General features: G+C 51.4%; 21 protein-coding genes, 1 tRNA gene and 1 pseudogene. 16 read left to right on the top strand and 7 right to left on the bottom strand.

All coding sequences use genetic code 11. The annotated features are described in order from the left end of the window. Positions 1 to 227: 227 nt before the first annotated feature. The 4 genes from cusA to cusC are packed head-to-tail and all read right to left on the bottom strand — an operon-like array spanning position 228 to position 6,355. Complete coding sequence (gene cusA / locus A1WG_RS06450; protein ID WP_001515938.1) at positions 228 to 3,365, bottom strand: Cu(+)/Ag(+) efflux RND transporter permease subunit CusA; 3,138 nt, start codon at positions 3,363 to 3,365, stop codon at positions 228 to 230. An 11-nt stretch (positions 3,366 to 3,376) separates the two neighbouring features. Continuing rightward, positions 3,377 to 4,600, bottom strand: coding sequence for a Cu(+)/Ag(+) efflux RND transporter periplasmic adaptor subunit CusB (gene cusB, locus A1WG_RS06455; protein ID WP_001515937.1), 1,224 nt, complete (start codon positions 4,598 to 4,600; stop codon positions 3,377 to 3,379). A gap of 15 nt (positions 4,601 to 4,615) precedes the next feature. Next, positions 4,616 to 4,948: a Cu(+)/Ag(+) efflux RND transporter periplasmic metallochaperone CusF gene (cusF, locus tag A1WG_RS06460; RefSeq protein ID WP_000753226.1), complete on the bottom strand. Its 333-nt coding sequence runs from the start codon at positions 4,946 to 4,948 to the stop codon at positions 4,616 to 4,618. Positions 4,949 to 4,972: 24 nt separating this feature from the next. Continuing rightward, positions 4,973 to 6,355 carry a Cu(+)/Ag(+) efflux RND transporter outer membrane channel CusC gene (gene cusC, locus A1WG_RS06465; protein WP_001515936.1) on the bottom strand — a complete coding sequence of 461 codons (1,383 nt, stop codon included), beginning with the start codon at positions 6,353 to 6,355 and terminating at the stop codon, positions 4,973 to 4,975. Between the two features lie 156 nt (positions 6,356 to 6,511). Here cusC and cusR point away from each other — a divergent pair, with 156 nt between their 5' ends. The 6 genes from cusR to A1WG_RS06500 all read left to right on the top strand — a co-directional run bounded on the left by cusR (position 6,512) and on the right by A1WG_RS06500 (position 16,199). Beyond that, on the top strand, positions 6,512 to 7,195 hold the full coding sequence (cusR, locus tag A1WG_RS06475; protein ID WP_000770938.1) for a copper response regulator transcription factor CusR: 684 nt from the start codon (positions 6,512 to 6,514) through the stop codon (positions 7,193 to 7,195). Then, a complete protein-coding gene (gene cusS / locus A1WG_RS06480; RefSeq protein ID WP_001284605.1) occupies positions 7,185 to 8,627 on the top strand; it encodes a Cu(+)/Ag(+) sensor histidine kinase CusS in 1,443 nt (480 codons plus the stop codon). Before cusR ends, cusS begins: the two co-directional genes overlap by 11 nt. Before the next feature lie 149 nt (positions 8,628 to 8,776). Then, positions 8,777 to 11,014 carry a cyclic di-3',5'-guanylate-activated glycosyltransferase NfrB gene (gene nrfB, locus A1WG_RS06485; protein ID WP_000383933.1) on the top strand — a complete coding sequence of 746 codons (2,238 nt, stop codon included), beginning with the start codon at positions 8,777 to 8,779 and terminating at the stop codon, positions 11,012 to 11,014. Then, a complete protein-coding gene (nfrA, locus tag A1WG_RS06490) occupies positions 11,001 to 13,973 on the top strand; it encodes a bacteriophage adsorption protein NfrA (protein ID WP_001515934.1) in 2,973 nt (990 codons plus the stop codon). Before nrfB ends, nfrA begins: the two co-directional genes overlap by 14 nt. Beyond that, a complete protein-coding gene (locus tag A1WG_RS06495) occupies positions 13,974 to 14,864 on the top strand; it encodes a DUF4434 family protein (protein ID WP_001515933.1) in 891 nt (296 codons plus the stop codon). Positions 14,865 to 15,521: 657 nt separating this feature from the next. Beyond that, positions 15,522 to 16,199 (top strand): hypothetical protein, encoded by a 678-nt coding sequence (locus tag A1WG_RS06500; protein ID WP_001515932.1) that lies wholly within the window; start codon positions 15,522 to 15,524, stop codon positions 16,197 to 16,199. Positions 16,200 to 16,552: 353 nt separating this feature from the next. On the opposite strand, the gene emrE is transcribed toward A1WG_RS06500, so the two are convergent. Next, positions 16,553 to 16,885: a multidrug efflux SMR transporter EmrE gene (gene emrE, locus A1WG_RS06505; RefSeq protein ID WP_001070455.1), complete on the bottom strand. Its 333-nt coding sequence runs from the start codon at positions 16,883 to 16,885 to the stop codon at positions 16,553 to 16,555. Positions 16,886 to 16,978: 93 nt separating this feature from the next. Between emrE and A1WG_RS23635 the strand changes: the two are divergent. Continuing rightward, positions 16,979 to 17,148, top strand: a pseudogene (locus A1WG_RS23635) (integrase); the annotation flags it as partial. Positions 17,149 to 17,163: 15 nt separating this feature from the next. Here the strand turns inward: A1WG_RS23635 and A1WG_RS06510 are convergent. Next, positions 17,164 to 17,240, bottom strand: a tRNA-Arg gene (locus tag A1WG_RS06510). A 95-nt stretch (positions 17,241 to 17,335) separates the two neighbouring features. On the opposite strand from A1WG_RS06510, the gene A1WG_RS25135 reads away from it, so the two are divergent. From A1WG_RS25135 to A1WG_RS06525, 4 genes are all read left to right on the top strand, one after another. Then, complete coding sequence (locus A1WG_RS25135; protein ID WP_256734171.1) at positions 17,336 to 17,458, top strand: hypothetical protein; 123 nt, start codon at positions 17,336 to 17,338, stop codon at positions 17,456 to 17,458. A gap of 52 nt (positions 17,459 to 17,510) precedes the next feature. After that, positions 17,511 to 18,377 carry a bifunctional methylenetetrahydrofolate dehydrogenase/methenyltetrahydrofolate cyclohydrolase FolD gene (gene folD / locus A1WG_RS06515; RefSeq protein ID WP_000729173.1) on the top strand — a complete coding sequence of 289 codons (867 nt, stop codon included), beginning with the start codon at positions 17,511 to 17,513 and terminating at the stop codon, positions 18,375 to 18,377. A gap of 1 nt (position 18,378) precedes the next feature. Next, the gene (gene ybcJ / locus A1WG_RS06520; RefSeq protein WP_000190288.1) at positions 18,379 to 18,591 is read left to right on the top strand and encodes a ribosome-associated protein YbcJ; all 213 of its coding nucleotides are present in this window, start codon (positions 18,379 to 18,381) and stop codon (positions 18,589 to 18,591) included. A 108-nt stretch (positions 18,592 to 18,699) separates the two neighbouring features. After that, positions 18,700 to 19,230: a metal-dependent hydrolase gene (locus A1WG_RS06525; protein WP_001143525.1), complete on the top strand. Its 531-nt coding sequence runs from the start codon at positions 18,700 to 18,702 to the stop codon at positions 19,228 to 19,230. 41 nt (positions 19,231 to 19,271) lie between these two features. Here A1WG_RS06525 and cysS read toward each other — a convergent pair whose 3' ends face one another. Beyond that, positions 19,272 to 20,657 (bottom strand): cysteine--tRNA ligase, encoded by a 1,386-nt coding sequence (gene cysS / locus A1WG_RS06530; RefSeq protein WP_000912352.1) that lies wholly within the window; start codon positions 20,655 to 20,657, stop codon positions 19,272 to 19,274. 173 nt (positions 20,658 to 20,830) lie between these two features. Between cysS and ppiB the strand changes: the two genes are divergently transcribed. The 5 genes from ppiB (at position 20,831) to purK (ending at position 24,160) form a co-directional block, all read left to right on the top strand. Beyond that, on the top strand, positions 20,831 to 21,325 hold the full coding sequence (gene ppiB / locus A1WG_RS06535; RefSeq protein ID WP_000256002.1) for a peptidylprolyl isomerase B: 495 nt from the start codon (positions 20,831 to 20,833) through the stop codon (positions 21,323 to 21,325). Between the two features lie 2 nt (positions 21,326 to 21,327). Further along, entirely contained in the window at positions 21,328 to 22,050 is a 723-nt protein-coding gene (gene lpxH, locus A1WG_RS06540) for a UDP-2,3-diacylglucosamine diphosphatase (protein ID WP_000212261.1), read from the top strand. Positions 22,051 to 22,161: 111 nt separating this feature from the next. Continuing rightward, a complete protein-coding gene (locus A1WG_RS06545) occupies positions 22,162 to 22,491 on the top strand; it encodes a hypothetical protein (protein WP_001515931.1) in 330 nt (109 codons plus the stop codon). A gap of 95 nt (positions 22,492 to 22,586) precedes the next feature. Beyond that, positions 22,587 to 23,096, top strand: a complete 510-nt coding sequence (gene purE / locus A1WG_RS06550) for a 5-(carboxyamino)imidazole ribonucleotide mutase (protein WP_001295318.1) — start codon at positions 22,587 to 22,589, stop codon at positions 23,094 to 23,096. Then, entirely contained in the window at positions 23,093 to 24,160 is a 1,068-nt protein-coding gene (gene purK, locus A1WG_RS06555) for a 5-(carboxyamino)imidazole ribonucleotide synthase (protein WP_001515930.1), read from the top strand. Before purE ends, purK begins: the two co-directional genes overlap by 4 nt. Positions 24,161 to 24,205 lie beyond the last annotated feature (45 nt).

Raw genomic sequence — 24,205 nt, 5'->3', positions numbered from 1 at the left:
CTTTTTTAATGAGGGGCATCTTTTAACATTTAGTGCTGGTCGTCGCAAGACACAATCCACACAGTTAAACCGGGTATCCTTTTCTTATGCAAATTGCCGACAAAAAGTACTCTGTTATTGCCAAATAAGGTGTTAACGCCTTATTTGGCCTACAGAAACGTGCAAATTCAATAAATTATAATTCACGCTGTAGGCCTGATAAGGCATAGCGCATCAGGCAATTTTGCCTAAACCCGATGACGGTGCAGCCACATCAACTTATACGCCGCCGGGATAATAAACAGCGACAGCAACGGTGCGGTGATCATACCGCCAATCATCGGCGCAGCGATGCGACTCATCACTTCGGAACCCGCCCCTGTTCCCCACAGAATCGGCAGCAGACCAGCGATAATCACCGCCACCGTCATCGCTTTCGGGCGCACGCGCAGTACCGCGCCGTGATACAACGCCTCATCCAGCTTCTGTTCACTAAAGGTTTGCGGATTATCCAGCGACGGCTCTGCCTCTATGGCGTGACGTAAATACATCAACATCACCACACCAAACTCGGCAGCGACTCCGGCGAGAGCGATAAAACCGGTGCCCGTTGCCACGGAAAGATGAAAGCCCATCCACCACAGGAACCAGATACCGCCCACCAGCGCAAACGGTACACTGCTGATAATCAACAACGCTTCGCCTACGCGACGGAACGCCAGATATAACAGCACGAAAATGATCATCAACGTCATCGGCACCATGAGTTTCAGCTTATGGTTCGCGCGCTCCAGTAACTCGAACTGCCCGGAGAACGCCACACTAGTGCCCGGTTTCAACTGCACTTTCTCGGCAATCGCTTTTTGCAGATCGTGAACCACCGACACCATGTCACGGTCGCGAGCGTCGATATAAATCCAGCTCGTCGGTCGCGCATTCTCGGTTTTCAGCATTGACGGTCCGCCAGAGACTTTGACGTCAGCAACGTCAGCAAGGGTGATTTGCTGTTTCATCGGCGTCAGAATCGGTAGCTGTCGCAGCGCCTGCGGGCTGTCGCGCCAGCTTTGTGGATAACGCAGATTAATCGGGTAACGAGCAATCCCTTCCACCGTTTCGCCAACCATCGCTCCGCCCACTGCGGATGTCACAAACAACTGCACATCCGCCACCGTCATACCGTAACGCGCGGCTTTTTCGCGGTTAATCTCAACGTTGATATAGCGCCCACCTTCCAGGCGTTCGGCAAGCGCAGAAACCACGCCAGGCACCGTTCGCGCCACTTCTTCGATTTGTTCCGCCATCGCGTCGATATCCGCCAGCACGTTGCCGGAAACCTTAATCCCGATGGGACTTTTAATGCCGGTCGAGAGCATATCGATACGGTTACGGATTGGCGGCACCCACAGATTTGCCAGCCCCGGCAGCCGCACTGTGTTATCCAGCTCTTCGATGATTTTGTCCATCGTCATACCTGGCCGCCACTGATCCTGCGGCTTAAGTTGAATGGTCGTTTCTACCATCTCCAGCGGAGCAGAATCAGTTGCCGTTTCCGCTTTCCCGGTCTTGCCAAATACCCGCGCCACTTCCGGCACGCTCATGATCAGCTTGTCAGTTTTTTGCAGCATACTCGCCGCTTCCGCCGCGGAAATCCCCGGTAGCGTCGAAGGCATATACAGCAAGTCCCCTTCATTGATCTGCGGTAAAAATTCGCCGCCAACTTTATTGAGCGGCCAGATTACCGTCAGCACCGAAAGCGCCGCCACCAGCAGCGTGGTTTTTGGCCAGTGCAATACTTTCAGCAACAGCGGATGGTAAATCCGAATCAAAAAGCGGTTGAGCGGATTACTACTTTCTGGCGGAATTTTGCCACGGATCCAGTAACCCATCAGGATCGGGATCACCACGATCGCCAGCAGCGCAGCCCCCGCCATCGCATAGGTTTTAGTGAACGCCAGTGGACCAAACAAACGCCCTTCCTGTCCTTCAAGGGTGAAGATCGGGATAAACGACAACGTAATAATCAGCAAACTGATAAACAGCGCTGGCCCTACTTCAACAGAAGCATCGGTGATCACCTGCCAGCGTGTTTTATTATCCAGCGGGGCGTCAGGATGCTGATGCTGCCACTCTTCCAACCGTTTATGGGCATTCTCGATCATGACGATAGCGGCATCGACCATCGCCCCGACGGCAATCGCAATACCGCCCAGCGACATAATATTGGCGTTCAGCCCCTGAAAGTGCATGACAATAAAAGCAATACACAACCCCAGCGGCAACGAAATAATCGCCACCAGCGCCGAGCGCACATGCCAGAGGAACAGCGCACAGACTACCGCCACCACAATAAACTCTTCCAGCAGCTTGCCGCTGAGATTGTCGATAGCGCGGTCAATAAGCTGGCTGCGATCGTATGTTGTAACTATCTCCACGCCTTCCGGCAGGCTGCTTTTCAGCGCTTCCAGTTTGTCCTTCACGGCGGCAATAACTTCACGGGCGTTTTTGCCGGAGCGCAGGATAACGACCCCACCCGCCACTTCGCCTTCGCCGTTCAGCTCCGCAATACCCCGGCGCATTTCCGGCCCAACCTGAACCTTCGCTACATCACGCAGATAAACGGGAACACCATTTTCACTGGCTTTTAAAACGATGTGATTAAAGTCGTCGAGCGTTTGTAGATAGCCACTGGCACGTACCATATACTCTGCTTCCGCCAGTTCAATCGACGAACCGCCTGCTTCCTGGTTTGAGGCATCCAGCGCACTTTTCACTTCTGCGAGACTGATGCCATATTGCGCCAGGCGCTGAGGATCGATAACTACCTGATACTCTTTTACCACACCGCCCACCGATGCCACTTCCGCAACATTGGGGATGGTTTTTAGCTCATATTTAAGAAACCAGTCCTGCAATGAGCGTAAATCAGCCAGATCGTGCTTCCCGCTGCGATCCACCAGCGCGTATTCATAAATCCAGCCAACGCCCGTGGCATCTGGCCCCAACTCGGCACTGACACCCGCAGGCAGCTTACCCTGCACCTGGTTGAGGTACTCCAGCACCCGCGAGCGCGCCCAGTACGGATCGGTGCCATCTTCGAAAATGACATACACATAAGAGTCGCCAAACTGCGAGAAACCGCGCACTGTCTTCGCGCCCGGCACCGACAGCATGGTAGTGGTTAGCGGATAAGTGACCTGATTTTCAACGATTTGTGGTGCCTGACCGGGGTAACTGGTTTTAATAATCACCTGCACATCGGAGAGATCCGGCAGTGCATCCACTGGCGTGTTAATAATGGTCCAGGTGCCCCAGATACTCAGAAACAATGCGCCCATCAGCACCAGAAAACGGTTCGCCACCGAGCGACGAATAATCCATTCAATCATTGGTTATTCCCTCAATGCGCATGGGTAGCGCTTTCAGAGCGCATCCGCTCCAGCGCACCAGAAATATTGGCTTCGGAATCAATCAGAAACAGCCCGCTGGAAACCACCTTTTCACCTTCCGCCAGACCAGAGCGTAGCGCGGTGATACCTTGTGATGCCTGGAAAACGGAAACGCGTTTCGGAACAAAACGCCCGTCGGCATCAACGGTAATCACCCGCTGTTCGCTGCCGGTGTCGATCAGCGCCTGTGACGGAATCAGCAGCATCGGTTCGCTGGCGGTATTGAGTTGCAACCAGGCGTTCATTCCCGGTTTTAGCGCCTCTTCGGCGTTGTCGACTTCCAGACGCAGTTGCAGCGTGCGGGTCGCGGCATCCACGCCGGGTAGCAGCGTCCATTTGCGAATGGTGAGCGTTTTATCGGGTCGCGCCGGAACGGTGAGCGTAAACTGCGAGGCATCTTTCACCAGCCAGGCGATGGACTCCGGGATCGCGGCAGTGACCCACACCGGGTTCATACCCTGAATTTTCGCTACCACGTTATCTTTGGCGATATTCATTCCCGCGCGCAGATCAAACGCGGTGATCACGCCATCAATAGGCGCTTTGAGCGTAAAGCGAGTCTGGATTTTTTGCGTGGCGATCAAGCGGCGAATATCGGCCTCCGGCATTCCCGCCAGTCGCAGCCGCTCAAGAATGCCTTCGATCTGGGTCGCCGTACCGCCGGTTTCACGTAGCAGTAAATACTCACTCTGCGCTTCCACCCAGTCGGGAATAGTCAGCTCGAGAAGCGGCGCGCCCTTTTTCACTTTATCGCCCACGGTAAGCGGATAAACCTTGTCGATAAACCCGGCGGCGCGGGCCTGCACAATAGCAAACTGATACTCGTTGTAACTGACGTTTGCCGGGAAACTCTGGGCAAACGTCAACGACCCGCGCGTGACGGTGGCCGTTTTCACCCCCAGATTCTGCGTCTGGGTCGGGTCAATACGCACACCAGACGCAGAATTCTCTTCATCGGCATATTTCGGCACCAGATCCATATCCATAAACGGCGATTTACCCGGTTTATCGAACCGCGTATTGGGATACATCGGGTCATACCAGAATAAAATTTTACGTTCTGCGGTTGGTGTTTTTTCTGCTGGCTGTTCCGCCTGGGCAAACCAGGTAAAACCTGCCGTGGAAATAATACCGCCCGCGATCATGCTGCCGATAATAAGCGCGATTTTTTTCATTTCATTAAACCTGGGTTACTGGCTGACTTTAATATCCTGTAATAAAGAAAGGTTGCCCTGCTGGACAAAATTAAACGCCACTTTGTCACCGGTTTTAATTTCGCTCATTTTCGTCTGCGGGGTGATGGTAAAACGCATGGTCATCTCCGGCCAGTTCACGGCAGCAATCGGATCGTGATGGATAGTGATTTTTTTGCTTTCCAGATCAACACCTTTTACCACACCGGTGGCGCTAATTACCTGCGGTTGTGCTTCGCTCATAGTTTCATGATGATGTTCGTTAGCCTGCGCATTAAAGCCAATAACAGTAAACAGACTGAACATTGCGACTTGCAGTGTCTTTTTCATTTTATATCTCCTGGAGTTAAAAAATTATTGCTGCCAACCGCCACCCAGAGCGGTATATAAGGAAACTTCGTTAACCTGACGGGCATAATTCAGGTCGAGTAAGGTTTGTCGGGTAGCAAATAAAGAACGTTCGGCATCCAGCACTTCCAGATAACTTACCGCGCCGTGCTGATATAACGTCCGCGCCCGTTGCAGGGTAATTTGCAACGACGCCAGATAACGCTGCTGAGCGCTGATTTGATCATTCAGGCTTTGGCGTAACGCCAGCGCATCGGCCACTTCTTTAAAGGCGTTCTGGATTTTCTGTTCATAATTCACCACCGACTGCTGCTGGCGAATTTCAGCGATATCCAGATTGGCCTGGTTACGTCCGGCATTAAAAATGGGGATCTCAATTTTGGGGATAAAATTCCACATCCCGCTGCTGGCGTTAAATAATGACGACAGATCGCTGCTGGCGGTTGATATTCCGCTGGTCAGGCTTATAGACGGAAAAAATGCCGCGCGTGCAGCGCCAATATTGGCATTGGCCGCCATTAATGCATGTTCGGCTTCCATAATATCCGGGCGTTGCAATAAGATTTGCGATGACAAACCCGCCGGTAATTTAACGCTTTGCAAGCTGTCGCTGTTTGCTGCCTGCGCTTGCGGCAGCTTGCCGTAGCGTCCCAATAACAGTTGCAACGCATTATTCGCCTGCGCCAGTTCCCCCTGACGTTTAGCAATATCGCTACGGGTACTTTCAATCACCCCACGAGCCTGTTCCAGCGCCAGAACATTGCTGCTACCGGTTAACAGTTGTTTTTCGACAAACGCATATGACTGTTGATAATTACGCAGCGTTTCTTCGGCTATTTGCAATTGCGCATAAGCCAGTTGCTGGTTGTAATAGCTTTGCGCGACATTCGAAACCAGCAGAATATGCACCGCGCGCCGGGCTTCCTCAGTAGCTAAATAATTTTGTCGCTCGGCTTCGCTCATGTTCTTTAAGCGACCGAAAAAATCGAGGTCAAAACTGGCGTTAAGGCCAGTCGAGAACTCCCGTGTCGTGGCGGTATTGCCTTTAAGATTACCGCTCCAGTTGCCGCTACCCTCGCCGTTGAGTTGCGGGTAGCGATCGGCATCGGTCAGTCGATATTGCGCCCGCGCCTCCTGCACTTTTAGCGCCGCCATACGCAAATCCCGGTTATTCGCCAGCGCCTCGCTAATCAGCGTCTTCACCTGATTATCAACAAAAAAGGTGCGCCAGCCCGCACTCTGGTAATTATCGACCGGGTTGATCAGGCTATTCTGACTTAACGAAAACTGCTGCGGCACGGGCATTGCCGGGCGCTGATAATCCGGTGCCAGTGAGCAACCACTTAGCGCGAGGGCCACACAAAGTGTCAGGAGTTTACAATGAGACATAGGCGCATAATTTCTGGTGATTTTATGCCGCCAACTTTACCCGCCAGGCTCTGATTTTCCGGTGACAGGAAAATGACAAAATTGTCATTTTGCCAATAAGCGATTGCCATCTGATCGCGCTCCTCTAGAATTGGCCGGGCAGTATGCGGAGGAAACATGAAACTGTTGATTGTCGAAGATGAAAAGAAAACCGGCGAATATCTGACCAAAGGGTTAACCGAAGCCGGTTTTGTGGTCGATTTGGCCGATAACGGACTTAACGGCTACCATCTGGCGATGACTGGAGATTACGACCTGATAATCCTCGATATTATGCTGCCAGACGTGAACGGCTGGGATATCGTGCGCATGTTGCGTTCTGCCAACAAAGGGATGCCGATTCTGCTGCTCAGCGCGCTGGGTACGATTGAACATCGCGTCAAGGGGCTGGAGCTGGGAGCGGATGATTATCTGGTGAAGCCATTCGCTTTTGCTGAACTGCTGGCGCGGGTGCGCACCTTACTGCGGCGCGGAGCGGCGGTGATTATCGAAAGCCAGTTTCAGGTTGCCGACCTGATGGTCGATCTTGTCAGCCGCAAAGTCACCCGTAGCGGCACGCGTATCACTTTGACCAGTAAAGAATTTACCCTGCTGGAGTTTTTCCTCCGTCATCAGGGCGAAGTACTGCCCCGCTCGCTTATCGCTTCACAGGTATGGGACATGAATTTTGACAGCGACACCAACGCCATTGATGTGGCGGTGAAGCGACTGCGCGGCAAAATCGACAATGATTTTGAGCCAAAACTGATTCAAACCGTGCGTGGCGTGGGTTACATGCTTGAGGTGCCGGATGGCCAATAAGCCATTTCAGCGCCCGTTTTCGCTGGCAACCCGCCTGACCTTTTTTATCAGCCTTGCCACCATCGCGGCATTTTTCGCCTTTGCATGGATCATGATCCACTCGGTAAAAGTCCATTTTGCTGAGCAGGATATTAATGATTTAAAAGAGATTAGCACCACCCTTGAACGGGTACTTAATCACCCTGACGAGACACAAGCCCGACGCTTAATGACGCTGGAAGATATCGTCAGTGGTTATTCCAACGTCTTGATTTCCCTGGCAGATAGCCACGGTAAAACGGTATATCACTCCCCAGGCGCGCCGGATATCCGCGAGTTTGCACGCGATGCCATACCCGATAAAGACGCACGTGGTGGTGAGGTGTATCTCCTCTCCGGCCCGACGATTATGATGCCAGGCCACGGTCACGGGCATAGGGAACACAGCAACTGGCGGATGATTAACTTGTCGGTTGGCCCGCTGGTGGACGGCAAACCGGCTTATACGCTCTACATTGCGCTGTCGATCGATTTTCATCTTCATTACATAAATGATTTGATGAATAAACTTGTAATGACTGCATCGATCATCAGCATCCTGATCGTCTTTATCGTGCTGCTGGCGGTACATAAAGGTCACGCGCCGATCCGCAGCGTCAGCCGCCAGATCCAGAATATCACTTCGAAAGATCTCGACGTTCGCCTGGACCCGCAGACCGTGCCGATTGAGCTGGAGCAACTGGTGCTGTCGTTTAATCATATGATTGAACGTATTGAAGATGTCTTTACCCGCCAGTCCAACTTCTCGGCAGATATCGCCCACGAAATTCGCACGCCAATTACGAATCTGGTGACGCAAACGGAAATTGCCCTGAGTCAGTCGCGCAGCCAGAAGGAACTGGAAGATGTGCTCTACTCTAATCTGGAAGAGTTGACGCGAATGGCGAAAATGGTCAGCGATATGCTGTTTCTCGCCCAGGCCGATAACAACCAGCTAATCCCGGAAAAGAAAATGCTCAACCTGGCAGATGAAGTCAGCAAAGTTTTCGATTTTTTCGAGGCGTTAGCGGAAGATCGCGGCGTGGAACTGCGATTTGTTGGCGACAAGTGTCAGGTCGCGGGCGATCCGCTGATGTTGCGTCGGGCGTTAAGCAACCTGCTTTCTAACGCCCTGCGTTATACGCCGCCCGGAGAGGCAATTGTAGTGCGTTGCCAGACTACCGATCGCCAGGTACAGGTTACCGTCGAAAACCCCGGTACGCCCATTCCGCCCGAACACTTACCGCGATTGTTCGACCGCTTCTACCGCGTTGACCCCTCCCGCCAACGAAAAGGTGAAGGTAGCGGCATTGGCCTGGCGATTGTGAAATCGATTGTTGTCGCGCATAAAGGCACGGTTGCGGTAACGTCAGATGCGCGTGGGACAAGGTTTGTGATCTCATTACCCGCTTAATCATTCAGCAAACAGCAACTTTTATCACCAGTGTAAAAATAACGTGCCGCAATAGTCATACCTATTAATGGTAAAAAGCTGTCACAATTCATAAAAAACCTTAATATACGCCACCCTAAACATAAGCAGCGTTAATGTAAGGTTTTGGCGTGGACTGGCTTCTTGATGTTTTTGCTACCTGGCTTTATGGCTTAAAAGTAATCGCGATAACGTTAGCGGTCATAATGTTCATCAGCGGACTGGACGATTTTTTCATTGATGTCGTCTACTGGGTTCGTCGCATTAAGCGCAAGTTGAGTGTTTATCGGCGCTACCCACGAATGAGTTACCGCGAACTGTACAAACCAGATGAAAAACCGTTAGCGATTATGGTTCCGGCGTGGAATGAAACTGGCGTCATCGGCAATATGGCCGAGCTGGCGGCAACCACGCTCGACTATGAAAACTATCATATCTTTGTCGGCACTTACCCGAACGACCCCGATACTCAGCGTGATGTTGACGAAGTGTGTGCTCGCTTCCCGAACGTGCATAAGGTGGTCTGCGCACGTCCTGGCCCCACCAGCAAAGCAGATTGTCTGAACAATGTGCTGGACGCCATCACCCAGTTTGAGCGAAGCGCCAATTTCGCCTTTGCGGGTTTTATTCTGCATGACGCCGAAGATGTGATTTCGCCAATGGAACTGCGTCTGTTCAACTACCTTGTCGAGCGTAAGGATCTGATTCAGATCCCGGTGTATCCGTTCGAACGCGAATGGACGCACTTCACCAGCATGACCTATATCGATGAGTTTTCCGAACTGCATGGCAAAGATGTTCCGGTGCGTGAAGCCCTCGCCGGACAGGTGCCCAGCGCAGGTGTTGGCACCTGTTTCAGCCGCCGCGCCGTGACCGCGCTGTTGGCTGACGGTGACGGCATTGCTTTTGACGTGCAAAGTCTCACCGAAGATTACGACATTGGTTTCCGCCTGAAAGAGAAAGGAATGACGGAGATTTTTGTCCGTTTTCCGGTGGTGGACGAAGCTAAAGAACGCGAGCAGCGTAAATTTTTACAGCACGCGCGGACGTCAAACATGATCTGCGTGCGCGAATATTTCCCCGATACCTTTTCCACCGCAGTGCGGCAAAAGTCTCGCTGGATCATCGGCATTGTTTTCCAGGGATTTAAAACCCATAAATGGACTTCCAGCCTGACACTCAACTACTTTCTCTGGCGTGACCGCAAAGGGGCAATCAGCAACTTTGTTAGTTTCCTCGCGATGCTGGTGATGATCCAACTTTTGCTGTTACTGGCGTATGAAAGTTTATGGCCTGATGCCTGGCATTTTCTTTCTATTTTCAGCGGCAGCGCATGGTTAATGACCCTGCTATGGCTAAACTTTGGCTTGATGGTTAACCGTATTGTGCAGCGGGTGATTTTTGTCACCGGTTACTACGGCCTGACGCAGGGCCTGCTATCCGTCCTGCGGCTATTCTGGGGCAACCTGATTAACTTTATGGCTAACTGGCGCGCGTTGAAACAGGTGCTTCAACATGGCGATCCGCGTCGCGTAGCGTGGGATAAAACGACGCACGATTTCCCCAGCGTGACTGGCGATACCCGTTCGTTGCGCCCGTTAGGTCAAATTCTGCTGGAAAATCAGGTCATCACCGAAGAACAACTCGATACGGCACTGCGTAATCGCGTCGAAGGTCTGCGTCTCGGCGGTTCGATGCTGATGCAAGGGTTGATCAGCGCCGAACAACTGGCGCAGGCGCTGGCTGAGCAAAACGGCGTGGCATGGGAATCGATCGATGCCTGGCAGATCCCTTCCTCGCTGATTGCCGAAATGCCGGCTTCCGTAGCACTGCATTATGCGGTGCTGCCGCTGCGTCTGGAAAATGATGAGTTAATTGTCGGTAGTGAAGACGGCATTGATCCGGTGTCACTGGCGGCACTGACGCGCAAGGTTGGACGTAAAGTGCGCTACGTCATTGTTCTGCGCGGGCAAATTGTCACCGGATTACGCCACTGGTATGCACGCCGCCGCGGTCACGATCCGCGGGCAATGTTGTACAATGCGGTTCAGCATCAGTGGCTCACGGAACAACAGGCCAGCGATATTTGGCAGCAATATGTGCCGCATCAGTTCCTGTTTGCCGAAATACTGACCACACTCGGCCATATTAATCGTTCAGCGATTAATGTGCTGCTACTGCGTCATGAACGCAGCTCTCTGCCGCTCGGCAAATTTTTGGTTACTGAAGGTGTCATCAGCCAGGAAACGCTGGATCGCGTACTGACAATTCAACGCGAATTACAAGTTTCGATGCAATCTCTATTACTCAAAGCAGGTTTAACCACAGAACAGGTTGCGCAACTGGAGTCCGAAAATGAAGGAAAATAACCTTAATCGCATCATCGGATGGTCTGGTTTACTGCTGACGTCTTTATTGAGTACTGGCGCACTCGCAGACAATATTGGCACCAGCGCCAAAGAGCTGGGGCTTAGCGACTATCGCCATTTTGTTATTTATCCCCGCCTCGATAAGGCGCTGAAAGCACAGAAAAATAACGACGAAGCAACCGCCATCCGTGAATTTGAATATATTCATCAGCAGGTGCCGGATAATATTCCGCTGACTTTATATCTGGCAGAAGCCTATCGCCATTTTGGTCATGATGACCGCGCGCGGCTATTGCTTGAGGATCAGCTTAAACGAACTCCCGGCGATGCCCGGCTTCAACGTAGCCTTGCGGCAATTCCTGTGGAAGTCAAAACAGTGAATACCGTCGAGGAACTGCTGGCCCAGCAAAAAGCGTGCGATGCTGCGCCGACTCTGCGTTGCCGCAGTGAAGTTGGGCAGAATGCGCTGCGGCTGGCACAGTTATCTGTTGCCAAAGCGCAACTGAACGATGCGACGTTTGCCGCATCGCCGGAAGGAAAAACGTTACGTACCGATCTGCTGCAACGCGCAATCTACCTGAAACAATGGTCCCAGGCGGATACGCTATACAATGAAGCACGCCAGCAGAATACATTAAGCGCAGCAGAGCGCCGTCAGTGGTTTGACGTGCTTCTTGCCGGGCATCTGGATGATCGGATCCTGGCGCTGCAATCAGTGGGGATCTTCACCGATCCACAGTCGTATATTACTTACGCGACCGCACTGGCTTATCGTGGCGAAAAAGCACGCCTCCAGCGTTATCTCGCTGAAAACAAACCTCTGTTCACTACGGACTTACAAGAGAAAAGCTGGCTCTATCTGTTATCAAAATACAGTGACACTCCGGTGCAAGCGTTGGCGAATTACACGGTACAGTTTGCCGATAACCGCCAGTACGTTATTGGCGCAACGCTTCCGGAGCTGTTAAAAGAGGGTCAGTACGACGCGGCGCAAAAACTGCTCGCCACCCTCCCCGCCAATGAAATGCTTGAAGAGCGTTATGCCGTCAGTGTGGCAACCCACAACAGAGTTGAAGCACTACGTCTGGCGCGGTTGCTGTATCAGCGAGAACCAGCAAATCTTACGCGCCTGGATCAACTGACCTGGCAACTGATGCAGAACGGACAGTCACGTGAAGCTGCCGATTTGTTACTGCAACGCTACCCTTTCCAGGGCGATGCAAGCGCCAGCCATACGTTAATGACGCGGCTGGCGTCTCTGTTGGAAAGTCATCCTTACCTGGCAACGCCAGCGAAAGTGGCGATTTTATCGAAACCGTTGCCGCTGGCGGCGCAACGCCAGTGGCAAAGCCAGTTGCCGGGTATTGCTGACAATTGCCCGGCAATCGTCCGTTTACTGGGCGATATGTCACCGACTTACGATGCAGCCGCCTGGAACCGTCTGGCGAAGTGTTATCGGGAGACGCTACCTGGTGTGGCGTTGTATGCATGGCTTCAGGCAGAAAAACGGCAACCGAACGCGTGGCAACATCGCGCGGTGGCCTATCAGGCGTATCAGGTTGAAGACTACGCCACCGCGCTGGCGGCCTGGCAGAAAATCAGTCTTCACGACATGAGCAATGAAGATCTGCTCGCTGCCGCCAATACCGCCCAGGCGGCTGGAAATGGCACGGCTCGCGATCGCTGGCTTCAGCAGGCAGAACAACGCGGGCTGGGCAACAATGCTCAGTATTGGTGGCTACATGCACAACGTTATATTCCTGCTCAGCCAGAACTTGCACTGAACGATCTCACTCGCTCAATTAACATTGCGCCTTCAGCTAACGCTTACGTTGCGCGGGCGACGATTTATCGGCAACGTCATAATGTCTCAGCGGCAGTGAGCGATTTGCGCGCCGCTCTGGAACTGGAACCGAATAACAGCAATACCCAGGCGGCGCTCGGTTACGCCTTGTGGGATAGCGGCGATATCGCGCAGTCGCGGGAGATGCTGGAACAGGCGCATAAAGGGCTACCGGACGATCCGGCACTCATCAGACAACTGGCTTACGTGAATCAGCGTCTGGATGATATGCCTGCGACGCAACACTACGCCCGGCTGGTGATTGATGACATTGATAACCAGGCGCTGATTACACCGCTGACACCGGAACAAAATCAGCAACGCTTCAATTTCCGTCGTCTGCATGAGGACGTTGGTCGCCGCTGGACGTTCAGTTTCGATTCCTCCATCGGCTTGCGTTCCGGCGCGATGAGTTCAGCTAGCAATAACGTCGGTGGCGCTGCGCCAGGTAAAAGCTATCGTAGCTACGGACAACTGGAAGCCGAATACCGTATCGGGCGCAATATACTGCTGGAAGGCGACCTGCTTTCGGTTTACAGCCGTGTGTTTGCCGATACCGGAGAAAACGGTGTGGTGATGCCGGTGAAAAATCCGATGTCCGGCACCGGTCTGCGCTGGAAGCCGCTGCGCGATCAGATCTTTTTCCTTGCCGTTGAACAGCAGTTCCCGCTGAATGGGCAAAATGGCACCTCCGACACCATGCTGCGTGCCAGCGCCTCGTTCTTTAACGGCGGTAAATACAGCGATGAGTGGCACCCGAACGGTTCAGGCTGGTTTGCCCAAAATCTGTATCTCGATGCGGCGCAATATGTCCGCCAGGATATTCAGGCATGGACGGCTGATTACCGTGTGAGCTGGCATCAGAAAGTCGCGAACGGGCAGACAATCGAACCTTACGCTCACATACAGGATAACGGCTATCGTGATAAAGGCACTCAGGGCGCACAGCTTGGTGGCGTCGGCGTGCGCTGGAATATCTGGACCGGCGAGACGCATTACGATGCCTGGCCGCACAAAGTCAGTCTCGGCGTCGAATATCAGCATACCTTTAAGGTGATTAATCAACGTAGCGGGGAGCGCAACAACGCGTTTCTCACCATTGGAGTGCACTGGTAAATGCGTAAGTTCATTTTCGTATTGCTGACACTGCTCCTGGTCAGCCCTTTTTCCTTTGCAATGAAAGGTATTATCTGGCAACCGCAAAACCGTGACAGTCAGGTCACCGACGCCCAGTGGCAGGGACTGATGAGTCAGTTGCGTCTCCAGGGCTTCGACACCCTGATTCTGCAATGGACTCGTTATGGCGATGCATTCACCCAGCCAGAACAGCGCGCGTTATTGTTTAAGCGTGCCGCAGCAGCGCAACAGGCTGGTCTGAAGCTGATTGTTGGTCTGAACGCCGATCCGGAGTTTTTTCTGCATCAGAAGCAGTCATCTGCAGCGCTGGAAAGCTACCTTAATCGCCTGCTGGCCGCCGATCTCCAGCAAGCCAGATTATGGCGTGCCGCGCCTGGCGTAACGCCGGATGGCTGGTACATCAGTGCGGAAATTGACGATCTGAACTGGCGCAGTGAAGCCGCCCGACAACCTTTACTAAAATGGTTAAACAATACGCAGCGACTGATTAGCGATGTTTCAGCAAAACCGGTTTATATCAGTAGCTTTTTCGCTGGCAATATGTCGCCCGATGGCTATCGGCAACTGCTGGAACAAGTTAGAGCGACAGGCGTTAATGTCTGGGTACAGGATGGCGGCGGCGTTGATAAACTCACCGCCGAACAGCGTGACCGTTATCTGCAAGCCAGCGCAGATTGCCAAACTGCCTCACCCGCCAGCGGCATTGTTTATGAGTTGTTTGTCGCGGGCAAAGGTAAAACGTTTGCAGCTAAACCAAAACCGAATGCGGAGATCGCCTCGCTACTAGCAAAACGTTCCGCCTGTGGCAAAGACGCACTCTATTTCTCTCTGCGCTATTTGCCCGTCGCGCGTGGCATCCTCGAGTATTAATTGTTTAAGGGAGCAACTTTGCTTGCTCCCTTCCTTTTCACTTGCCTGATCAGAATCCTGTCTGTATTAATTCTCAGTTTTCAACGCATTTTATGCGTCTGACGTTTTTCAATTATTTAACCAAACCGCGATCAAAAAGTGATAGTGTAATTTGCGAAAGAGGAGGCGTTAAAGGAAGAATATAGGTGAAACTAATTTCATCGACTAACTGTTTGTTCTGGAGGTCTTCATTCTCCTACCGGTCAATAGATAACCGGAAGGTTTTAAACTGCTGTTTGTCATGAAACTTCAAAGCTCATTCTTTCATACGTTATATTTTAATTATCTGCCCTCCAATCAAATATTCTTATCAGCGGTTACACCATTATATTCACAATAAACATCATTACCCGCTTTACCATTTGTCACCACATGATAGTTGCCATCAGATCTTGCAATGCTTCGCTCAGGATTACGCTTGCGACGATTTGGCACTTTCCAGATATTCCCGTACATAACACAAATAAGCGGCGTAACCACTACTCAGAGGGAGTATATAATCATATTTATACCACTATATAACTTTTAAATAAGAACAATTATTCATCAAGCGCATTAATATCAGCATATTCCTTTACACAGGAATAAAACCTTTTATTTAATAAACAAAGAGAGTCAATGATGAGTAAAATTACAGGCGTTTTAGTTGACAACCATATCTATGATATTAAAAATGATATGACGAATGGTTACCATTTCCCTAACTGCTTGTTTCCAGGTGCCACCTTTAAGATGGTCATTGATAATGACCCGGTTAATAATGACAAGGTAAAATGGAGCTGTAGCACTGATGCAGACAATAATGTTCTGGCGATCAGTCAGGATGGCACAGTAACTTTTCCTGACGTTGACGAAAAGTGCATCGGGAATATTTTTGCCATTTTCGCTACTGATAAATCAACGAACAAATCTGCCGGTATTTATATGTTTACCGTGAAGCGTTTTTTCAAATACAGCATTGAAACTTATGATTCAGTTAAAGATATTTTACCGTGGGTTAAAAAAATGAACGGAGAATTTCCCGAAGCGCAGGATATCGATAGTTACGATTATAATGATCATGATTCAGGGCATATTATTAAGCAAGAAGTTAACGCAGGACTTTACCAGGAATGGGGCGATGTAGCTAATAGTGGATGGAACACAAATAGTGAATGTGCGGGCATTTGTAGAATTTACGCTTTTAATAAAGAAGATAATATTTATTATTGGCTTAAAAATGATGGGGTCAGACAGGAATTGAGCGTGGGTTTCACCGCTCAGGCAGTTGCATCCTACGGTGAATCCATCGCCTGATTGTGTTTTTGTCCACTATCATTTGTATTATTGTAGCGTAAACATTCACTGAAATTATAAAATTTAACTTACGTAAAACCACCCGTTCAGCGGGTGGCTCTCATATTTATCCACGATGTGGATGAAGTTTAAAAAACAAACAGACTTAAGAGTTTCTTGTTATATTGCTATAAACCATTTAATCACAAAATGCCGACAGTATTTCTTGCCTACAACTTTGTTATTGCTATTCAAAACACAAATATGGTAATCCCCTGCTCCACTTGCAAAAAAACATTTACCCGCAGTATAAAAAAGCAGCCCGTATAAACATACGAGCTGACGTATTTCATTAAACTCGAACGAAACTATTTTTAATGTGGCGCGCTTCGTGACAATAAGTTAATTACCAACACTCCGGCACAAATCAACATCATGCCTATAATGGCTGGAAGATCCAGCCGTTGGCCGAAAAATCCCCAGGACAGTAAACTAATCAGGACGATACCGACGCCTGACCAGATAGCATAAGCAATCCCTGTAGGAATATAAGCCAGCGTCTGAGCTAATAACCAGAATGATGTACAGTAACAAATAATTGTACCAACAGAGGGCCATAACCGTGTAAAACCCTCTGAAAACTTCATTAAGGTTGTACCAATAACCTCTGCAAGTATTGCACCACCAAGATAAATATAAGGGTTCATAGCATATTCATTCCTGTTAATACCGGAGGGAATTGTACTACAGTTCGAACTTAACTCACTGGTTCCCCCTGGTGCATTCATTGATGCTCTTCATCAGTGCTTCAGGGAATGGGCGGATGGGGATCCATAGAAATGGTGCGTAGATATGCTCACCTTACGTCTAATCATTTGACAGAGCACGCGAGGAAAATAGACGATATTTTTGGTAATGATGCCCCAAATACGTCCACTCTGAAATTATGAAGGTGGTAAAGAAGGTGTAACTGGTTGAATTGTAATGGCGCGCCCTGCAGGATTCGAACCTGCGGCCCACGACTTAGAAGGTCGTTGCTCTATCCAACTGAGCTAAGGGCGCATTGATACCACGATGTGCTGTAATCGCGTGAATTATACGGTCAACCCTTGCTGAGTCAATGGCTTTTGAACTGGTTGCTGAACAAGTGTACGGTCGTGTCTGATTTATCTCACTACGACGGCAAACCAACGGCGGTTATCATTATCGGCGTTAATCTGCCTGGTACAGAAGGTTTTACTTTTCAGAAAACGAAAACTGACAGCGCGCTACGCTTCTGACAAAATAGACGCATCCCCTTCGACCTACGTAACAGATGGAATCCTCTCTCTGATGGCAGCAAAGATTATTGACGGTAAAACGATTGCGCAGCAGGTGCGCTCTGAAGTTGCTCAAAAAGTTCAGGCACGCGTTGCGGCCGGACTGCGGGCGCCAGGACTGGCCGTTGTGCTGGTCGGCAGCAACCCTGCATCGCAAATTTATGTCGCAAGCAAACGCAAAGCTTGCGAAGAAGTCGGGTTCGTCTCCCGCTCCTATGACCTTCCTGAAACCACCAGCGAAGCAGAACTGCTTGAGCTTATCGATGCGCTGAATGCCGACAATACCATCGATGGTATTCTGGTGCAGTTGCCGCTTCCGGCGGGAATTGACTACGTCAAAGTACTGGAACGTATTCACCCGGACAAAGACGTAGACGGTTTCCATCCTTATAACGTTGGTCGTCTGTGCCAGCGTGCGCCGCGCCTGCGTCCTTGCACCCCGCGCGGTATCGTCACGCTGCTTGAGCGTTACAACATTGATACCTTTGGCCTTAATGCTGTGGTGATTGGTGCATCGAATATCGTCGGTCGCCCGATGAGCATGGAACTGCTACTGGCAGGTTGCACCACCACCGTGACTCACCGCTTCACCAAAAATCTGCGTCATCATGTGGAAAACGCCGATTTGTTGATCGTCGCCGTCGGCAAGCCAGGCTTTATTCCCGGTGACTGGATCAAAGAAGGCGCAATTGTGATTGATGTCGGTATCAACCGTCTGGAAAATGGCAAAGTTGTGGGCGACGTCGTGTTTGAAGAAGCGGCTAAGCGCGCCTCATACATTACGCCTGTTCCCGGCGGCGTTGGCCCAATGACGGTTGCCACGCTGATTGAAAACACGCTACAGGCGTGCGTTGAATATCATGATCCACAGGGTGAGTAACATGGCGACATTTTCTTTAGGTAAACATCCGCACGTTGAGCTGTGCGACTTGCTGAAACTGGAAGGCTGGAGCGAAAGCGGCGCGCAGGCGAAAATCGCGATTGCTGAAGGCCAGGTGAAAGTCGACGGCGCAGTTGAAACGCGCAAACGTTGCAAAATCGTCGCCGGTCAGACAGTGAGTTTTGCAGGTCACAGCGTACAGGTTGTTGCCTGACCCCATTCCGGCCTGCCTGTATGCAGGCCGATTCTCTTTTCAGACCTTTGCCCTCTTCGTTGCTTTCATTCATGCTGTTAGCATCAACATTTTGCCGAAGCAATCATCATGCCAACCGTTATTACCCACGCCGCCGTCCCCCTTTGTATTGGTTTAGGGTTGGGGTCGAAAATCATCCCGCCGCGTCTGTTATTTGCCGGAATCGTCCTGGCGATGCTGCCAGACGCCGACGTATTGTCGTTTAAATTTGGCGTTGCTTACGGCAATGTTTTTGGCCATCGCGGTTTTACTCATTCGCTGGTATTTGCGTTTGTTGTCCCGCTGTTATGCGTGCTTATTGGGCATCGATGGTTCAGGACGGGGCTGATTCGCTGCTGGCTATTTTTAACCGTATCGCTGTTATCACACAGCTTGCTGGATTCGGTAACCACTGGCGGCAAAGGTGTTGGCTGGTTGTGGCCGTGGTCAGAGGAACGATTTTTCGCCCCCTGGCAGGTGATTAAAGTCGCGCCGTTTGCGTTATCGCGTTACACCACACCATATGGGCATCAGGTGATTATTTCAGAGCTAATGTGGGTATGGCTACCAGGAATAATAGTGATGGGAATATTGTGGTGGAGCAGGCGTAAATTGCGCTGAGCGTATCCTCTCCCTTGCGGGAGAGGATAAGAGTGAGGGTGTTACTTACGACGCCAGGTGGTTCCTTGCGGACCATCTTCCAGCACGATCCCCATCTCGTTAAGACGATCACGCGCCGCATCCGCTGCCGCCCAGTCTTTGGCTTTACGAGCATCCAGACGCTGTTGAATTAACGCTTCAATCTCAGCCACTTCGCTGTCGTCTGCCTGTGCGCCGCTTTGCAGGAACGCTTCCGGTTCTTGCTCCAGCAGACCCAGCACGGCAGAGAGTTTACGCAGGTGAGACGCCATTGCGTTCGCCGCTGCCATATCTTCTGCTTTCAGACGGTTCACTTCACGCGCCATATCAAACAACACGGAATAGGCTTCCGGCGTGTTGAAGTCGTCATTCATCGCCTCGATAAAGCGCGCTTCAAACGCTTCGCCACCCGCAGGAGCAACGGTTTTGTCTGTGCCACGCAGCGCAGTGTAGAGACGTTCCAGCGCCGCACGCGCCTGTTTCAGGTTCTCTTCACTGTAGTTCAACTGGCTGCGATAGTGACCCGACATCAGGAAGTAACGCACGGTTTCGGCGTCGTAGTATTTCAGCACATCGCGCACGGTGAAGAAGTTACCCAGCGATTTGGACATCTTCTCGCGGTCAACCATCACCATGCCGGAGTGCATCCAGTAGTTGACGTATTGACCATCGTGCGCACAGGTGGACTGGGCAATTTCGTTCTCGTGGTGCGGGAACATCAGGTCAGAACCGCCGCCGTGGATATCAAAGTGATTACCCAACTGTTTGCAGTTCATTGCCGAGCATTCAATGTGCCAGCCAGGACGACCCGCGCCCCACGGAGAAGGCCAGCTCGGTTCGCCCTCTTTCGACATCTTCCACAGCACGAAGTCCATCGGGTTGCGTTTGTCATCGACCACGTCAACGCGCGCGCCTGCCTGCAACTGGTCGAGATCCTGACGCGAGAGCACGCCGTAAGTTGGATCGGTCGGTACGTCGAACATCACGTCGCCGTTGTCCGCCACATAGGCGTGACCTTTAGCAATCAGTTGTTCAGTGAGTTCAATAATTTCTGCGATATGGTGCGTTGCACGCGGCTCCATGTCCGGGCGCAGGATATTCAAAGCATCGAAATCTTTGTGCATTTCAGCGATCATGCGATCCACCAGTGCCACAAAGCTTTCGCCGTTTTCATTGGCGCGTTTGATGATTTTGTCGTCGATATCGGTAATGTTGCGCACATACTTCAGCTTATAGCCGAGGAAACGCAGGTAACGCGCAACCACGTCAAAGGCGACAAAAGTACGCCCATGACCAATATGACAGAGATCGTAAACGGTGATTCCACACACGTACATGCCGACTTCCCCGGCGTGAATAGGCTTAAATTCCTCTTTTTGGCGTGTCAGAGTATTGAAGATTTTTAGCATCGAAGATTCCGTTTAGACATGTGTGGGTAATTGAGTTGCGTATAATACCCATATTTCCCGCGCGAATCAGCATACATTGCGAGATGATCCGATCGTGCGGTTATGCTATAACACCACCCTATATATGACCCGAACCGGGTTGAAGCACCAATCAAACGGAACAGGATGCAAAAATGGTTACTTTCCACACCAATCACGGCGATATTGTCATCAAAACTTTTGACGATAAAGCACCTGAAACAGTTAAAAACTTCCTGGACTACTGCCGCGAAGGTTTTTACAACAACACCATTTTCCACCGTGTTATCAACGGCTTTATGATTCAGGGCGGCGGTTTTGAACCGGGCATGAAGCAAAAAGCCACCAAAGAGCCAATCAAAAACGAAGCCAACAACGGTCTGAAAAACACCCGTGGTACGCTGGCAATGGCTCGTACTCAGGCTCCGCACTCTGCAACTGCCCAGTTCTTCATCAACGTGGTTGATAACGACTTCCTGAACTTCTCCGGCGAGAGCCTGCAAGGTTGGGGTTACTGCGTATTTGCCGAAGTGGTTGAAGGCATGGACGTAGTCGACAAAATCAAAGGTGTCGCAACCGGTCGTAGCGGTATGCACCAGGACGTGCCAAAAGAAGACGTTATCATTGAAAGCGTGACCGTTAGCGAGTAATCGTGGCGACACTCTTTATTGCAGATCTTCATCTCTGCGTGGAAGAACCGGCGATCACCGCCGGTTTTCTGCGTTTTTTAGCGGGAGAAGCCCGCAAGGCCGACGCGCTGTATATTCTTGGCGATCTGTTTGAAGCATGGATTGGCGACGATGATCCCAGCCCGTTTCATCGCCAGATGGCGGCGGCGATCAAAGCGGTATCCGACTCCGGCGTTCCCTGTTATTTCATTCATGGCAACCGTGATTTTCTGCTCGGCAAACGCTTTGCCCGTGAAAGCGGTATGACGTTATTGCCAGAAGAAAAAGTGCTCGAACTTTATGGTCGTCGGGTGCTGATTATGCATGGCGACACGCTGTGCACCGATGACGTCGGTTATCAGGCTTTTCGCGCCAAAGTCCACAAGCCCTGGTTGCAAACGCTATTCCTCGCCCTGCCGCTGTTTTTACGTAAACGTATTGCTGCGCGAATGCGCGCAAACAGTAAAGAAGCCAACAGCAGTAAATCGCTGGCGATCATGGACGTTAACCAAAACGCGGTGGTCAGTGCGATGGAAAAGCATCAGGTGCAATGGCTGATCCACGGGCATACGCATCGCCCGGCGGTGCATGAACTCATCGCCAATGCGCAACCTGCTTTCCGCGTCGTGCTGGGAGCCTGGCATACCGAAGGTTCGATGGTGAAAGTCACGGCAGATGACGTTGAGCTAATCCATTTTCCTTTCTGACCGCGAATGAACAGATTCTGAAAAAGCGCCAGACTACCGCAACCTGTATATCTTTTTCTGAGTCAGCAAGGTAATAAGTCCCTGAGTGAAATAACAACAGGGAATATTATTATGCGACGCTGCAACGGATTTTTGATTTCTGGCATCGCCCTTACGGCAGGAGCGCCTCTGTGTATTAGCTGGTTTGGCCTTGTCGGCTTCTATTTTGGCGTATTGTCACTGGTAGCTGCGGCGGTCATTTCGTGGATAGTCTATTTCTGGCTCATTTACTTAGTACTCACCCGCCCCCATAACCAACGTTTTGTCGAAAGATTTGTATTGATTGTCGGTATTTGCTTTTTTCCGTGGAGCATTGTGCTGATATGGGCATTCTTTGCCAGTTCATCCAGAGCGCATAATCAACACGCAGATCAGATTAAAAACTCAACCAATGACGGTTAATCCCGCCTACGCAACCGTTTTCCTTGCTCTCTTTCCGTGCTATTCTCTGTGCCCTCTAAAGCCGAGAGTTGTGCACCACAGGAGTTTTAAGACGCATGTCTTCCCGCAATAATCCGGCGCGTGTCGCCATCGTGATGGGGTCCAAAAGCGACTGGGCTACCATGCAGTTCGCCGCCGAAATCTTCGAAATCCTGAATGTCCCGCACCACGTAGAAGTGGTATCTGCTCACCGCACCCCTGATAAACTGTTCAGCTTCGCTGAAAGCGCCGAAGAGAACGGTTATCAGGTGATTATTGCGGGCGCTGGCGGCGCAGCGCACCTGCCAGGCATGATTGCCGCAAAAACGCTGGTGCCGGTGCTGGGCGTACCAGTACAGAGCGCCGCACTGAGCGGTGTCGATAGCCTTTACTCCATCGTGCAAATGCCGCGCGGCATTCCGGTGGGTACGCTGGCGATTGGTAAAGCGGGCGCGGCAAACGCGGCGTTACTGGCAGCACAAATTCTTGCTACTCATGATAAAGAACTGCACCAGCGTCTGAATGACTGGCGCAAAGCCCAGACCGACGAAGTACTGGAAAACCCGGACCCGCGAGGTGCGGCATGAAACAGGTTTGCGTCCTCGGTAACGGGCAGTTAGGCCGTATGTTGCGCCAGGCAGGCGAACCGTTAGGCATTGCTGTCTGGCCGGTCGGGCTGGACGCTGAACCGGCGGCGGTGCCTTTTCAACAAAGCGTGATTACCGCTGAGATCGAACGCTGGCCAGAAACCGCATTAACTCGCGAGCTGGCGCGCCATCCGGCCTTTGTGAACCGCGATGTATTCCCGATTATTGCCGATCGCCTGACTCAGAAGCAGCTTTTCGACAAACTTCACCTACCGACCGCGCCGTGGCAGTTACTTGCCGATCGCAGCGAGTGGCCTGCGGTGTTTGATCGTTTAGGTGAGCTGGCGATTGTTAAGCGTCGTATTGGTGGCTATGACGGTCGCGGTCAATGGCGTTTACGCGCCGATGAAACCGAACAGTTACCGGCTGAATGCTACGGCGAATGTATTGTCGAGCAGGGCATTAACTTCTCTGGCGAAGTGTCACTGGTTGGCGCGCGCGGCTTTGATGGCAGCACAGTGTTTTATCCGCTGACGCACAACCTGCATCAGGACGGTATTTTACGCACCAGCGTGGCTTTCCCGCAGGCCAATGCACCGCAGCAGGCGCAGTCCGAAGAAATGCTGTCAGCGATTATGCAGGAACTGGGTTATGTCGGTGTGATGGCGATGGAGTGTTTTGTCACCCCGCAAGGTCTGTTGATCAACGAACTGGCTCCGCGTGTGCATAACAGCGGTCACTGGACGCAAAACGGTGCCAGCATCAGCCAGTTTGAGCTGCACCTGCGGGCGATTACCGATCTGCCGTTACCGCAACCGGTGGTTAATAGCCCGTCGGTGATGATCAACCTGATTGGTAGCGATGTGAACTATGACTGGCTGAAACTGCCGCTGGTGCATCTGCACTGGTACGACAAAGAAGTACGCCCAGGTCGTAAAGTGGGGCATCTGAATTTGACCGACAGCGACACATCGCGTCTGACCGCGACGCTGGAAGCATTAATCCCACTGCTGCCGCCGGAGTATGCCAGCGGCGTGATTTGGGCGCAGAGTAAGTTCAGTTAACCTGGTGCTCATATTCTTGCCGGATGCGGCGGGAACGCCTTATCC

It is taken from the genome of Escherichia sp. KTE96 (assembly GCF_000408525.1).
GTDB classification, from domain to species: domain Bacteria; phylum Pseudomonadota; class Gammaproteobacteria; order Enterobacterales; family Enterobacteriaceae; genus Escherichia; species Escherichia marmotae.
Note: the sequence above shows the minus strand (reverse complement) of the source record. Positions and strands in the feature narration are given on the sequence as shown.